The sequence below is a fragment of the Sphingobacterium puteale genome (genome assembly GCF_050986225.1).
GTDB lineage: Bacteria > Bacteroidota > Bacteroidia > Sphingobacteriales > Sphingobacteriaceae > Sphingobacterium > Sphingobacterium puteale.
Genome location: NZ_CP158959.1, coordinates 5,850,817 through 5,865,700 on the forward strand (window position 1 = coordinate 5,850,817; position 14,884 = coordinate 5,865,700).

Annotated in this window: 8 protein-coding genes, 2 tRNA genes and 3 rRNA genes; 2 read left to right on the forward strand and 11 right to left on the reverse strand. The window is 43.1% G+C overall.

What is annotated here, in order from left to right:
* Window positions 1-82: 82 nt before the first annotated feature.
* Together ABTV71_RS24545 and ABTV71_RS24550 are read left to right on the forward strand one after the other, a co-directional pair.
* Window positions 83-1,591, forward strand: coding sequence for a pseudouridine synthase (locus ABTV71_RS24545; RefSeq protein WP_433901401.1), 1,509 nt, complete (start codon window positions 83-85; stop codon window positions 1,589-1,591).
* Window positions 1,592-1,697: 106 nt separating this feature from the next.
* On the forward strand, window positions 1,698-2,165 hold the full coding sequence (locus tag ABTV71_RS24550; RefSeq protein ID WP_121127292.1) for a nucleoside triphosphate pyrophosphohydrolase family protein: 468 nt from the start codon (window positions 1,698-1,700) through the stop codon (window positions 2,163-2,165).
* A 121-nt stretch (window positions 2,166-2,286) separates the two neighbouring features.
* Here the strand turns inward: ABTV71_RS24550 and ABTV71_RS24555 are convergent, their stop codons facing one another.
* The 11 genes from ABTV71_RS24555 to spt all read right to left on the reverse strand — a co-directional run bounded on the left by ABTV71_RS24555 (window position 2,287) and on the right by spt (window position 14,743).
* Entirely contained in the window at window positions 2,287-3,237 is a 951-nt protein-coding gene (locus ABTV71_RS24555; protein ID WP_433901402.1) for a TIGR01212 family radical SAM protein, read from the reverse strand.
* Window positions 3,238-3,473: 236 nt separating this feature from the next.
* Window positions 3,474-3,585 (reverse strand): 5S ribosomal RNA (gene rrf / locus ABTV71_RS24560).
* A gap of 159 nt (window positions 3,586-3,744) precedes the next feature.
* Window positions 3,745-6,628, reverse strand: a 23S ribosomal RNA gene (locus tag ABTV71_RS24565).
* 278 nt (window positions 6,629-6,906) lie between these two features.
* Window positions 6,907-6,980: transfer RNA gene (locus tag ABTV71_RS24570), tRNA-Ala, on the reverse strand.
* 12 nt (window positions 6,981-6,992) lie between these two features.
* Window positions 6,993-7,066 (reverse strand) — tRNA-Ile (locus ABTV71_RS24575).
* A gap of 121 nt (window positions 7,067-7,187) precedes the next feature.
* Window positions 7,188-8,717: ribosomal RNA gene (locus ABTV71_RS24580) — 16S ribosomal RNA — on the reverse strand.
* Together the 16S, 23S and 5S rRNA genes with 2 tRNA genes alongside form the textbook arrangement of a ribosomal RNA operon.
* Before the next feature lie 1,602 nt (window positions 8,718-10,319).
* A complete protein-coding gene (locus ABTV71_RS24585; protein WP_433901403.1) occupies window positions 10,320-10,715 on the reverse strand; it encodes a GtrA family protein in 396 nt (131 codons plus the stop codon).
* Window positions 10,716-10,717: 2 nt separating this feature from the next.
* A complete protein-coding gene (locus tag ABTV71_RS24590) occupies window positions 10,718-11,410 on the reverse strand; it encodes a CDP-alcohol phosphatidyltransferase family protein (protein WP_121120455.1) in 693 nt (230 codons plus the stop codon).
* 9 nt (window positions 11,411-11,419) lie between these two features.
* Window positions 11,420-12,412 carry an NAD-dependent epimerase/dehydratase family protein gene (locus ABTV71_RS24595; RefSeq protein ID WP_121120456.1) on the reverse strand — a complete coding sequence of 331 codons (993 nt, stop codon included), beginning with the start codon at window positions 12,410-12,412 and terminating at the stop codon, window positions 11,420-11,422.
* Window positions 12,409-13,530 carry a hypothetical protein gene (locus ABTV71_RS24600; protein WP_121120457.1) on the reverse strand — a complete coding sequence of 374 codons (1,122 nt, stop codon included), beginning with the start codon at window positions 13,528-13,530 and terminating at the stop codon, window positions 12,409-12,411. The genes ABTV71_RS24595 and ABTV71_RS24600 overlap by 4 nt, the downstream gene beginning before the upstream one ends.
* Window positions 13,531-13,543: 13 nt before the next feature.
* A complete protein-coding gene (gene spt / locus ABTV71_RS24605; RefSeq protein ID WP_121120458.1) occupies window positions 13,544-14,743 on the reverse strand; it encodes a serine palmitoyltransferase in 1,200 nt (399 codons plus the stop codon).
* Between the last annotated feature and the right edge of the window lie 141 nt (window positions 14,744-14,884).

A 14,884-nucleotide genomic window follows, 5' to 3' on the forward strand; every position in this document is an offset into this window, starting at 1 on the left:
AAGAAAAGACAAAAAGATAAGGATTTTTTCGCAAAACCCAAAATTATACCTAACTTTGCAGTTCACATTTTAGCAAAACACAATGCCATTCAGCAATAAAAGGAACAGTCGTGATGACAACTCCAGAAAGTCACGGGGCAACTCAGATAGCTTCAAATCTAGAGGCGACAAAAACAATAGTTTCGGTAAAAAATCATCCTTTGGTTCAAAGGATCAATCTGAAAGAGGTTCTTTCAGAAAAGATGATAACCGCGAAAACAGATCATTCGGATCTAATAAATACGCAGACAAACCTTCCTATAGAGGAGAAAGTAATTCCTTCCGTTCAAAAGATAATTCAGACAAACCTTTCAACAAAGGAGGCCGTTCATTTGACAAAAATGATTCGTCAAGATCTTTCGACAAAAGAGATTCCTTCAACAAATTTGATAAATCTGAACGTTCTTTCGACAAGAAAGACAATTTCAAACGCTCCGACAGAAATGATTCATCTAGATCATTTGACAGAAGAGAAGGCTCATTTGATAAGAGAGATAGCTTCAAACGCACTGACAGAAATGATTCATCCCGGTCATTTGATAAAAAAGACGCTTTCAATAAATTTGAGAAATCCGAGCGTTCTTTCGAAAAGAAAGATGGAGCACGATCTTTTGGCCGAAAAGAAGGTTCATTCGAGAAAAGAGATTCGTATAAACGTTTTGTTAAAGATGAACGCTCTTCAAACGATCGCAACAAAAGTTTTGACAGACCCCATAAACCATCCAATAGAAAATTTGATGGTGACCGAAGCAGAAACTTTGATGAAAATAAAAATTTCGACGAGAAGCAATATATTAAGCGTCCTAAAAAGAAAACCGAAACTTCAACAGAAGACGACGGCTTGATTCGCTTAAATCGTTATATCGCCAATGCCGGTATCTGCTCGAGACGTAAAGCGGACGAATTGATCGCTGCAGGAGTAATTTGGGTAAATGGAGAACCTGTTTCTGAATTAGGGACTAAAGTTGATCCAGCAACTGACGAAATCCGTTACAATAACGAACGTTTAAAACGAGAGAAAATGGTTTATGTTTTACTGAATAAACCAAAAGATTATATTACCACTACGGATGACCCACAAGAGCGTCATACAGTCATGGAGCTTGTCTCTAAAGCTACCAAAGAGCGAATTTATCCAGTTGGCCGTCTTGACAGAAATACAACTGGGCTCCTTTTGATGACAAACGATGGTAACCTTGCGGAAAAACTTTCCCATCCACGTAACAGCATCAGCAAAATATACAATGTAGAACTTAACAAAAGCCTTACTCAAGGAGATTTTAACAAGATTAATTTTGGTATTGAATTGGAAGATGGTGTTATCAAACCTGATGATTTAAGCTATGTACAAGGAGGTTCCAAAAGAGAAATAGGTATTCAGATACACTCCGGTAAAAATCGTATTGTACGCCGTATTTTTGAATCTCTTGGTTATGAAATTGTGAAGTTGGATCGTGTGGTTTATGCTAACCTGACGAAAAAAGATTTACCACGCGGGCGCTGGAGATATTTAGAAGAAAGAGAGATTGTTCAATTGAAACACTTGATCTAAACAAATCTCATTTGAAAAATAAAATAAAGGACGGTCATTCAGTTACCCGTCCTTTATTTTTTATATTTGCACCTGATAAAAAGAGAGTACAAAAAATTAAAAGAATATGACTGATCCAAAAACACTTTCATCCGTAGCGGAATTCCATAAAACATTCCAACATCCGATCTTGGATACACCAACGATTCCTTCCGAACAAAGATGTGCCCTGCGGGTCTCTTTGATAGCTGAGGAATTAAAAGAACTAGAGGAAGCTATCCAGGATAAAGATCTTGTGGAAATTGCCGACGCCTTATGTGACATTCAGTACGTCCTCGCTGGAGCTGTTCTTGAATTTGGTTTAAAAGATAAATTTTCAGCGCTTTTTGATGAAGTACAACGCTCTAACATGAGTAAAGCATGTAAAGACGAAGCAGAAGCTATTGCCACGCAAGAACATTACAAACTGAAAGGAGTAGAATCTTACTATAAAGAAGTTGACGGGAAATTTTTAGTCTTTAGAACAGCTGATAATAAAACACTCAAATCCATTAATTATTCTCCAGCGGATCTAAAGAGCATTGTCGAAGGATAATTTGCCTTAGGCGATATCATAAAATAAATACGGTCTCCTATGGAAGCCGTATTTATTTTATGATATCTCATTTTCCAATCTTTATGGAATTATATGCTCTACTCTTCATCGGAGAAATCTATTAATTGCATTGAAAGAGACTGCCTTGCACTACTTTCCGGGCCTCTAGCCCCTTGTCAATATAGGTCTGAATACCTGACTTCGGCAATCCCCAGTTAGGCGCGATCAACAGCTCCTTATCGGCAATACCGAAAATACGCTGAATAATCAGGTCAGAACGCAAACGTGGTATAAATTTCGACAAGAAATCCGTATAGCCTTCCATAGAAAATAATTCAAAAGGCTCACGCTTGTATTTTACGCCCATGATGGAGCCTTCCACAATATGTAAATGATGCAGTTTCACGAACTTAATTTGCGTGAAGCGATTAATCTCGTCGGCATATTTCAACATCATCTCCTCGGTCTCCCATGGAAAACCAAAAATCGTATGTACACAGAGTTCCAAAGGTGTATCCTTTAGCATTTCCATCGTCTTAACGAATTCGTCGTGCGAACATCCTCTGTTGATTCTATCCAAAGTATCATTATAAATAGACTCCATCCCCATTTCCAAATCCACATCGTAACGATCTGTATAAGACTCCAACAATGCAATCTTTTCAAAATCCAAACAATCAGGACGTGTACCCACAGAAAGACCTAAGGTATTTTCGGGGTCAATACTTAAAGCCTCATCATACATCATTTTCAGTAGATGAGTCGGCGCATATGTATTTGTATTTGGCTGGAAATAAATGATAAATTTCTCGGCGCCATAGCTATTACGTGCTCTTTCAATGCCCGATTCCACCTGCTCCCGTATCGAAGGGATTTTACGGGCAGTATCCGGTGTAAAAGAATCCACATTACAGTAAGTACAACCGCCATAGCCCTTACTACCATCACGATTGGGACAAGTAAAATTACCATCCACGATCACTTTAAAAACTTTCTGTCCGTTATACTTTTGCTTTAAATAAGCGCCGTAATGATTATACGGTTTAATTCCGTTGTCCAATAATGTACCCATTGCGCTGCAAAGTTACTTAATAAAAATCATAAATGTATTACGGCTGAGGAACAAAGACTTGATTAGTACAGGCTCCTATGGCCTTTGTCGAGTTCCGGTTCGCGCCTAACTGTCAACGGGATTTCCGAAAGTAGTATATTCCTACATATTTCCCTGACGGTAACGCTCCTCATCGCGAGGGGAGCATCCAAACGAAAGAAGCCCTTGACTGTTTCCAGCAAGGGCTTCCGTGTAAAAAAAGGCACCGACCTACTCTCCCACCTGTTACGGCAATACCATCGGCTCTGGCGGGCTTGACTGCTCTGTTCGGAATGGGAAGAGGTAGACACCGCCGATATAGGCACCTAAAGTTTTTTTATAGTATCAAGCTGTCAGACATGAGTATTTAGACTTTCCTCTGAAAGTGTATACCCATCCTATAGCTCACTCTATATTGACATATATATTGAAAGAGTTCTGTTTCCTTTGTTTCAAAAATTAAAGAGGAAGACAACAGTGTCTGTCTGCTTGAGAAAGCTTCGGGCTATTAGTACCACTCGGCTTTGGTCTCTCAACCTTTACACCTATGGCCTATCAACGTAGTCATCTCCTACGACCCTATTAGGAAGTCTCATCTCGTGGCTAGTTTCGCACTTAGATGCTTTCAGCGCTTATCTATTCCAGACGTAGCTACCCTGCCGTACACCTGGCGGCATAACAGGTTCACCAGAGGTCTGTCCAACCCGGTCCTCTCGTACTAAGGTCAGATCCACTCAAACTTCCAACGCCCACAACAGATAGGGACCGAACTGTCTCGCGACGTTCTGAACCCAGCTCGCGTGCCACTTTAATGGGCGAACAGCCCAACCCTTGGGACCTTCTCCAGCCCCAGGATGTGACGAGCCGACATCGAGGTGCCAAACCTCCCCGTCGATATGAGCTCTTGGGGGAGATCAGCCTGTTATCCCCAGCGTACCTTTTATCCTTTGAGCGATGGCCCTTCCATACAGAACCACCGGATCACTATGTCCGTCTTTCGACCCTGTTCGACTTGTCGGTCTCACAGTCAAGCAAGCTTATGCCATTGCACTCCGCGTACGGTTACCAAGCGTACTGAGCTTACCTTTGAAAGCCTCCGTTACCTTTTTGGAGGCGACCACCCCAGTCAAACTACCCACCAAACAATGTCCTCCACATGATGGAGTTAGAAACCGGATACAGAAAGGGCGGTATTTCAAGGGTGATTCCATGACTCCTGGCGAAGCCACTTCAATATCTCCCGCCTATCCTACACATCCTGTACCCAATCTCAATGTTAAGCTATAGTGAAGGTGCATGGGGTCTTTCCGTCCCGTTGCGGGTAATCGGCGTCTTCACCGATACCACAATTTCACCGAGCTCATGGCTGAGACAGCGCCCAGATCGTTACACCATTCGTGCAGGTCGGAACTTACCCGACAAGGAATTTCGCTACCTTAGGACCGTTATAGTTACGGCCGCCGTTTACTGGGGCTTCGATTCAATGCTTCTCTTGCGATGACATCCCCTCTTAACCTTCCAGCACCGGGCAGGTGTCAGGCCTTATACTTCATCTTGCGATTTTGCAAAGCCATATGTTTTTGTTAAACAGTCGCCTGGGCCTTTTCACTGCGGCTGCTCATCACTGAGACAGCGCCCCTTCTCCCGAAGTTACAGGGCCATTTTGCCGAGTTCCTTAGCCATGACTCACTCGAGCACCTTAGGATTCTCTCCTCGACCACCTGTGTCGGTTTGCGGTACGGGTCTTCATAACCTGAAGCTTAGCGGGTTTTCTTGGAAGTCTGTTTACCTGCTCTATCAGCGCCACCGGAGCTTTGCTGTACTATTGGGTTTCAGCTAGAGTTGCGGATTTGCCTACAACTCCAATACCTACGCCTTTCAACGAACTATTCCGTCAGTTCGCGGCAGTGTCACTACTCCGTCACCACATCGCAGTTATCAAGAGTACTGGAATATTAACCAGTTGTCCATCGGCTTGCCCCTTTCGGGTGCGCCTTAGGTCCCGACTGACCCTGATCCGATTAACGTTGATCAGGAAACCTTGGTCTTTCGGTGGGCGGGTTTCCCACCCGCCTTATCGTTACTTATGCCTACATTTGCTTTTCCATAACCTCCACACAGCATTACCACTGTGCTTCCCCGGCGATGGAATGCTCCCCTACCAGATGCATATCTTTCAATGCAAATCCATAGCTTCGGTACCGTTCTTGATGCCCGTTTATTATCCACGCCCGGCCGCTCGACTAGTGAGCTGTTACGCACTCTTTAAATGAATGGCTGCTTCCAAGCCAACATCCTAGCTGTCTGGGCAACCGGACCTCGTTAGTTCAACTTAGAACGGATTTGGGGACCTTAGCTGATGGTCTGGGTTCTTTCCCTCTCGGCCTTGGACCTTAGCACCCAAAGCCTCACTGCCGGCCATATCTGATAGCATTCGGAGTTCGTCTGGATTTGGTAGGATTTGACTCCCCCGCACCCAATCGGTAGCTCTACCTCTATCAGACTCCATGCCGACGCTGTTCCTAAAAACATTTCGGGGAGTACGAGCTATTTCCCAGTTTGATTGGCCTTTCACCCCTACCCTCAGGTCATCCGGAAACTTTTCAACGTTTATCGGTTCGGTCCTCCATTACATGTTACTGCAACTTCAACCTGCCCAAGGGTAGATCACAAGGTTTCGCGTCTACCTCATCTGACTATGCGCCCTATTAAGACTCGCTTTCGCTTCGGCTGCGTCCCTGAAGGACTTAACCTTGCCAGACAAGAGTAACTCGTAGGCTCATTATGCAAAAGGCACGCTGTCACAGAATCTCTCTGCTCCAACCGCTTGTAAGCACACGGTTTCAGGTTCTTTTCACTCCCCTGTTCGGGGTTCTTTTCACCTTTCCCTCACGGTACTGGTTCACTATCGGTCTCTCAGGAGTATTTAGCCTTACCAGATGGTGCTGGTGGATTCCCACAGGATTTCTCCGGTCCCGCGGTACTCAGGATACCACTATGCCAATATTCTTTACCTGTACGGGGCTCTCACCCTTGTCGCGCAGTTTCCCACCTGCTTCCAGTTCATAGCATTGTACAATCTCGTGGTCCTACAACCCCGACCATGCCGTAACATGATCGGTTTGGGCTCTTTCCCGTTCGCTCGCCACTACTTGGGAAATCATTGTTATTTTCTTCTCCTACGCCTACTTAGATGTTTCAGTTCAGCGCGTTCGCGTTTTATACGACTATTCTTCAAATAGTCAGGTTGCCCCATTCGGAAATCTCTGGATCAAGTCGCATTTGCCGATCCCCAGAGCTTATCGCAGCTTATCACGTCCTTCTTCGCCTCTGAGAGCCTAGGCATCCCCCGTGTGCCCTTATTTACTTTCTTCACCGGCATAGCCTTTTGCTACTATGCGGCTGCTTTTGATATATATACCCGTATGCTACGCAAAGATTCGTCCGGCATTCACCGGGGGTCTCCTCTTTACATCAGACACATACACGTATTGTCTCTACTGTTGTCTTCTCTTGTAATTTTTTTTCTCTTTCAATATGTCAAAGAACTCTTTTTTTAGTAACCAGTAGTTAGATGTTAGTATTTAGACTCCTATATATCGCTATACCGTCATCTTCATACTAAATACTTGATACTATGTACTAAGAACGTGGAGAATAACGGATTCGAACCGTTGACCCCCTGCGTGCAAGGCAGGTGCTCTAGCCAGCTGAGCTAATTCCCCTTTTTAATTTCGTAGTCCCGAGCAGATTTGAACTGCTGACCCCTACATTATCAGTGTAGTGCTCTAACCAACTGAGCTACGGGACTAGCTATTCTGTTCATCTATCTCTCTCAGGGACCGCTCCATCCGGGGCGGGCACTTTCTTCTGATGTTTTATTCTTTTTCAATCATATGTAACGTGACGAGTACCGGTCCGCGATACTCTAGAAAGGAGGTATTCCAGCCGCACCTTCCGGTACGGCTACCTTGTTACGACTTAGCCCCAATTATCGGTTTTACCCTAACACGCTCCTTGCGGTCACATGCTTTAGGTACCCCCAACTTTCATGGCTTGACGGGCGGTGTGTACAAGGCCCGGGAACGTATTCACCGCGTCATTGCTGATACGCGATTACTAGCGAATCCAACTTCATGGGGTCGAGTTGCAGACCCCAATCCGAACTGTGAATGGCTTTTAGAGATTAGCACCATATTGCTATGTAGCTGCCCGCTGTACCATCCATTGTAGCACGTGTGTAGCCCCGGACGTAAGGGCCATGATGACTTGACGTCGTCCCCACCTTCCTCTCTGCTTGCGCAGGCAGTCTGTTTAGAGTCCCCACCATCACATGCTGGCAACTAAACATAGGGGTTGCGCTCGTTGCGGGACTTAACCCAACACCTCACGGCACGAGCTGACGACAGCCATGCAGCACCTAGTTTCGTGTCCCGAAGGACGGATGCGTCTCTGCATCCTTCACTAACTTTCAAGCCCGGGTAAGGTTCCTCGCGTATCATCGAATTAAACCACATGCTCCTCCGCTTGTGCGGGCCCCCGTCAATTCCTTTGAGTTTCACCCTTGCGGGCGTACTCCCCAGGTGGATAACTTAACGCTTTCGCTTGGACGCTGGCGGTCTATCGCCAACATCGAGTTATCATCGTTTAGGGCGTGGACTACCAGGGTATCTAATCCTGTTCGATCCCCACGCTTTCGTGCATCAGCGTCAATACCAGCTTAGTGAGCTGCCTTCGCAATCGGAGTTCTAAGACATATCTATGCATTTCACCGCTACTTGTCTTATTCCGCCCACTTCAAATGGATTCAAGCCCGTCAGTATCAAAGGCACTGCGATGGTTGAGCCACCGTATTTCACCCCTGACTTAACAGGCCGCCTACGCACCCTTTAAACCCAATAAATCCGGATAACGCTCGGATCCTCCGTATTACCGCGGCTGCTGGCACGGAGTTAGCCGATCCTTATTCTTCCAGTACATTCAGCCAGATACTCGTATCTGGGTTTATTCCTGGACAAAAGCAGTTTACAACCCATAGGGCAGTCATCCTGCACGCGGCATGGCTGGTTCAGGCTTCCGCCCATTGACCAATATTCCTTACTGCTGCCTCCCGTAGGAGTCTGGTCCGTGTCTCAGTACCAGTGTGGGGGATTCTCCTCTCAGAGCCCCTAGACATCGTCGCCTTGGTAAGCCGTTACCCTACCAACTAGCTAATGTCACGCGAGCCCATCTCTATCCTATAAATATTTAATCAACCGGACATGCGAACTGTTGATGTTATGCGGTGTTAATCTCTCTTTCGAGAGGCTATCCCCCTGATAGAGGTAGGTTGCTCACGCGTTACGCACCCGTGCGCCACTCTCATTAACTTAAAGCAAGCTTTAAGTTAAATCCCGTCCGACTTGCATGTATTAGGCCTGCCGCTAGCGTTCATCCTGAGCCAGGATCAAACTCTCCATTGTAAAATGAAGTTTTTGATTCCAACTATTTATAATAATCAGAATTCTTTTTTTATATCTCTGATCTTGGACCGAATTGAACTATTCTTGAATTTGTTCATGACTTTCGACTTTCGTCTGTCTACCCGTCACGCTTACATGATTGTATTTTCTTAAAGAACTTCTCTCGCTTCAACTTCCGTATCCGCTATATTCCGATGGGCACCAGGCCCCTCTTTATCTTTTTTTGTTTCCCTCCGTTTCCGTTGGGACTGCAAAGGTAGAAATCTTTTCGGAACTTCCAAAAAACTTTTAAAGTTTTTTTTCTTTTCCCTTTTTCCGATTTCCGCGTTTAAACTAAACTCAGCGGGATTTTAAATCCTGCCGAACCCTCTTAAACCCTTCTTTTTTCATGGATACCTGCTCTCGCGGTAACCGTCCCTCCCTTGCGGAGTGGTGCAAAGATAGGGAGTTTTCGGGCAAACTTCCAAGCCTTTTGTTCTTATTTATTTCGTTTTGCCGCTAACTGGCTGTGAACTTGGGGGATTATTTTTCCAAAAGAGGACTCTCCGCGGTCCGAAAGGCCGGTTATCCGCGGATCTGCGGCAGACTCTGGGGCACAACGGGGGACCGGGGCGGCGACCGGAGGACTGGAAGAGGATACAGAACGCCGTGAAATCCCGCTCCGCGGATTATAGAGCACTCCGGGGCACAGGCGGAACCGAAGAATGTCAGCAGCCTCCCGGCACTCGCCCGGAATCCGGAAAGGGCAAGGAAGCGGGAGGCCCGGTGGCAATACGCTGATCCGGCAAAGATTGCAGCACGGACGGTGCGGGTGGACAACGGAAAAACAGACGGATATTCCCTTCCAGACCGGGCTCTTCGTGGGATCACGGCGCGAGGAACAACCCGAAAATTTCAATTCGATAGCCTATGGAAAACAATAGTAATAGCTCAAGGAAAAGTTATGCTTTTACTTAGGTTTTAGTTAGGTTTTGTTTAGGTTTAGTTTAGGTTTTGCTTAGGTAAAATCTAAACTATACCTAAGGGATAGCTAACTTAAATTTAATTTACTACTAAGCTAATACTAAACTTATCCATAAATACGGGTAACAATGGGTGGATCATAGACAGAATTACTCGCTACAGGGAATTGTTTTTACTAAATCAACACATAATAACACGTCTCTATCTTCTTCAGTTAATCTTTAACAGGAAGGAATTCCTGCTAAGCACTTATAAATACCGTTTTAATAGCGATATAATGGTTAACTTATTTGCTTTATGAAGGGGAAATAGTGTCCGCCGCCGCCCCCCCCAGTTGGCCAGCCCCAGAACAGAGACTTCCCACTCTATCTCAAGCCGACTTTAATTAAGAGATCATTAGATGATAGACTATACTTTTTTTCGGTAACACCAAAACTTAATATGGCAGTAATGTTAATAACAACCAAGAAAGAGCATGTTATAATTCTATAGATATCATTGCAAATAGAGTCAATAATACAAACAGGTATAGCTGATATTCAAGCGCTGGACTCAAGCAAGAGTCATTTTTTTCGCAAAATCGTTTAACTATAAATGGTAGGATAATTTTAGAAAAACCAACGAACCTGTACGGAAAACTTATTGTTTATTGGCTTTAAAAACCCAAAAACGTTGAAGTGTATAATTAAAACCTAAGGAGACAAGCAACTCAACAAGTAGCTTCGAAAACAAGAAATTAAAACGGTAGACATCCACCAGAAAATGTATACCGGTAGATTTAAGCAGAATACTGCCACTGACAACAATCACAAACTTCCATAACTGGCTACCAACAGAATTTTGAGTGCTACCAAAAGACCAATACCGATTGATCAGAAAATTTACGACAGCGCCAAGGCCCCCGCTGATTGCGTTGGAGAAAGGTGCGCTAATATGTAACAGTTTATAACAGGCGGAATATACACCAAAATCAAACAATCCGCCCAGAAAAGCGGACAGTTGTGCTTTTAGAAAAGTAACAACTCTTGAAGACATATTTAGCCCGCCTCCTCTTGTTGTTTTTTCAATTTATCTTCCTTATCCTTCGCATCCCCCAATTTTAACAACAGACGTGTATCATTTGCATTAATAATAAAAAGCAACAGGCAAATCACAAATACACACCAATTAATGGAACCGGGTATCAATACCTCCAATAACATCACCAAGGAAATAATTACACGTATTTCTGTCGGGCCCAAGATTCCGGCATCTATAGTATACTTATCAGTAATTCTATACCGAAGTTGGGATATAATCATCGCCCATCCATATAAGGAGACCAAAGTAAAGCCGAGATATTTATAATCACCTGTCGTGTAGAGTACATATCCCAATCCGATAAATACCGTACTGATCCAATCCATTACAATATCGAGTGCAAATCCATACCAACGGCGTGATTTATTCCTATAAAATGCAATACGTCCATCCAATGAATCACCAAACCATTGTACAAAAAAACCAGGAATACCTAAAAGTAAATACCGGATATCAACATATTCTGCTAGTAAAAAACTACCTAAAACCATCAGGGATCCCAAAAAACCGATCGCCGTAAGGCCATCAGAAGTAATCCAATTCGGAACCCTCGGCACGAGGTACGTAATCAACTTTTGTTCGGGTTCACTCAGGATATTTGTTCTTTTTCGATCTTGAAAAAGCTTTTTATTTATTTTAAACTCACTCATTATCTGTGATTATAACCATTTATTTTCTTTATACCAAGCCAGTGCCTCCATTAAGCCCGCTTTCAAATTATATTTAGGTTGGTATTGTATTTGGCTTTGAGCCAATGAAATATCACAGCCCCAGTTTTCTGCTGTAAGTTCATTCAGTCGCTCTGGATATAGTACAGGTATTGTTTTAGAATTTTTATATACACGTTCAAAGATTACAGCCACTGCTTTGACAATCCCCAAGGGAATATGCATCCTGATCATTTTCTTCTGCGTGAACTCTTTAAAAATTTTGGCCATTTCATAACGATCATAAATGTGCCCATCACTTAGATTATAGCTATTTTTCCCACCTTGATCAAAACGACAGGCGTTTAAAATCGCTTGGACTAGATCCGTCACATAAATAAAGCTTAGCTTTTGAGGAGATTTTCCGACATAGGCATCCATTCCACCGTTCATTGTCTTGAAAAGAATAAAAATATCTTTCTCTCTGGGGCCATATACTGCTGTTGGCCGCAAAATTGTCACTGGTTGATCATCAAACTCGCTCAATGCGAGTTCCGCCTTACTTTTGCTTCGACCATAAGCTGTCACTGGGCAGTAGGGATTACATTCATCAATTAAATTGGATGCATAAGGAACAGGCCCTATGGCTGCAAGACTACTTACAAATACAAATCTGCGGATTGGGTTTTTCAGTGAAAAACAAGCCGACGCCAAGTTTTTGGTATAACCAACATTGACCTTGTCTAAATCTTCTTCGCGTTTGGCACGCGTCATTGCCGCCGCATGCACAACATAGGTATAGTTTTCCGATTCCAATAAAGCTTTGATGGAAGCTTCATCAGTGAAATCAGGATAAACAAATTTATCCACAACAGAACGAATTTCTGAAACATCACTCGACTTTCTAACGGCAGCATGAACTTCCATTCCTGCTTCCTTCGCCGCCCTTGTCAAATGATAACCCACAAAACCACTCGCTCCAGTGATTAATATTTTTTCTATCATAATGATTTTTGATACAAACGATAACGTTTGTACAATTCTCCATTCATTTGTTCAATGGCATGGTTCATCATGTAATTATGCTCCAACATCCACGAACATTCAGCCCCTTTTATATTGGAACCTTTCGATTCTTTAATAATCCGGCCATACAAACAGGCTTCAATTCCAAGCTTGCGATAATCCTCCAATACACCCAACATCAATACCCGTAGCAAATTAATTTTTTTCTTTCCGAACAACAACTTAAAAATACCCGTAGGAAGTAAACGGCCTTTCTTTACTTTGATAAGAATTTGATTGATATCGGGGATACCTAAGCCAAAACCAACGAGCTCCCCGTCTTTTTCGGCCACAATGGCAAAACGTGGATCGAGGATCATCTTCAGATCTTTAGCCGTATAGTTAAATTCATCTTCCGTCATCGGAACGAATCCTGAATTTTTATCCCAAGCTCTATTATAGATATCACGAACCTTAGCAGCTTCGTTTTTAAAATCCTTTACATTAAATTGGCGTAATGTAATTCCTGACCTTTTTAAACGTTCCTCCAGCTTATCCAAAAGCTTTACAGATCGCTTATCGGCAGTTTCTTCCATGACCAGATACGCCCTAAGATCTACCTTATGTCCATAACCGGCATTGGTAATCAAATCCATGTAATAGGGTGAATTGTAAGGCATCATCGCTACTGGTGGCCTATCAAAACCCTCAACCAAAAGCCCTACCGTATCATTGGTTGATAAATTGATGGGGCCGACGATGGTATCTCCACCTTTAGCTTTTACCCATTTCTCAGCAGTTTCAAACAAAGCATTAGCCACCTCCTGATCATCAATACAATCAAAAAATCCCCATTGCCCTTCATTGACATGATTAAAGGCGTTGTGATTGTTGTTCCAAATCGCGCAGATTCGGCCAACGATCTCATCATTACGAAAAGCTAGAAAGGGTTGTGCTTGGGAATGTTTGTAAAAGGGATGCTTGTCAGGGGAAAGCAAATCGAATTGTTCAAGAAATAAGGCCGGTACATAATTAGGATTTCCCGCATAGAGGCTATGAGGGAAATCTATAAACAGCCGTTTTTGTTTCTTTGTTTCAACGGGTACAATCTGAATCATATACGATTAGATTTTATATTAATGTTTCAACTTCAGCTTGTTTGAATACTTTAACCATCTTCTCAATTGCTTCATCGATTTGGTCATAAGTATGTGTCGCCATCAATGAAAAACGAATCAAAGACTCCTCCGCAGGAACTGCCGGAGAAACTACCGGGTTAACAAATACACCATCATCTTGGAGCATTTTAGTCACCCAGAAAGTTTTTTCATTACTACGAATAAATATTGGCAAAATAGGGCTTTCCGTAGCGCCTAGATCAAAACCATGGTCTAATAATTGCGCTTTGGCGTAATCTGTATTTTTCCATAATTTTTCAATGTGTTCAGGTTCATTTTGAATAATCTCCAGCGCTTTCAATGTAGAAGCAACAGAGGCTGGCGTCATCGACGCACTAAACATTACTGAACGTGCATTGTGTTTCAAGAAATCAATCACATCAGCATCGCCCGCTACGAATCCACCTAAAGAAGCTAATGATTTACTAAACGTACCCATGATCAAATCTACATCGTTATTAAGCCCAAAATGCGACGCTGTACCTGCGCCTTTGTGCCCAATAACACCCAAGCTATGCGCATCGTCCACCATAACGGCAGCATCAAACTCATTGGCTATCGTAGTGAGTTCTGGTAAGTTAACAATATCACCTTCCATACTAAAGATACCGTCCGTACAAATTAGTTTTGCGCTTTCTTCAGGCAATCTGGATAATTTAGCGCGCAGATCGTCCATATTGTTGTGACCGTATTTGATCACCTTCGCAAATGATAAACGGCTTCCATCAATAATAGATGCGTGATCACGTTCATCCAGCAAAATATAATCGTTACGGCCCATCAGACAAGACAAAGGGCCAAGATTTGATTGGAATCCTGTGCTAAACAGAATCGCGGCCTCTTTACCTACATAAGCAGATAGTTTTTCTTCCAGTTCTACGTGAATATCCAAGGTACCGTTTAAGAAACGCGATCCAGCACATCCAGTACCATACTTCTCCAAAGCATCTTGCGCTGCTTTTATAATACGTATATCAGTCGTTAACCCTAAATAAGAGTTAGAGCCGAACATCAATACACGTCTACCATCGATTTTTACCTCGGTATCTTGTTTTGATTGAATAGGCCTAAAATAGGCATATAAGCCCTTAGCTTTTAACTCCTCTACAATCTTAAATTGCGATATTTTTTCGCCTAACTTTCCTTTACTCATGCGATAAAAAGGTATTTCTAAAACTATTTCTAACTTTTAGATGTTATTGTAACAAACAAAATTCTCGAATTGGACTTTTATATAAAAAACTCTGTCTTCGAATAAAAATCTGCTCTATCCACAATGTAAGTTGAAATTCTA

Bases quoted from the DNA above. Each gene is read 5' to 3' on its own strand.
- ABTV71_RS24600 (WP_121120457.1), bottom strand. From the start codon at position 13,530: ATGATTCAGATTGTACCCGTTGAAACAAAGAAACAAAAACGGCTGTTT.
- ABTV71_RS24550 (WP_121127292.1), top strand. From the start codon at position 1,698: ATGACTGATCCAAAAACACTTTCATCCGTAGCGGAATTCCATAAAACA.
- ABTV71_RS24590 (WP_121120455.1), bottom strand. From the start codon at position 11,410: ATGAGTGAGTTTAAAATAAATAAAAAGCTTTTTCAAGATCGAAAAAGA.
- ABTV71_RS24555 (WP_433901402.1), bottom strand. From the start codon at position 3,237: ATGGGTACATTATTGGACAACGGAATTAAACCGTATAATCATTACGGC.
- spt (WP_121120458.1), bottom strand. From the start codon at position 14,743: ATGAGTAAAGGAAAGTTAGGCGAAAAAATATCGCAATTTAAGATTGTA.
- ABTV71_RS24585 (WP_433901403.1), bottom strand. From the start codon at position 10,715: ATGTCTTCAAGAGTTGTTACTTTTCTAAAAGCACAACTGTCCGCTTTT.
- ABTV71_RS24545 (WP_433901401.1), top strand. From the start codon at position 83: ATGCCATTCAGCAATAAAAGGAACAGTCGTGATGACAACTCCAGAAAG.
- ABTV71_RS24595 (WP_121120456.1), bottom strand. From the start codon at position 12,412: ATGATAGAAAAAATATTAATCACTGGAGCGAGTGGTTTTGTGGGTTAT.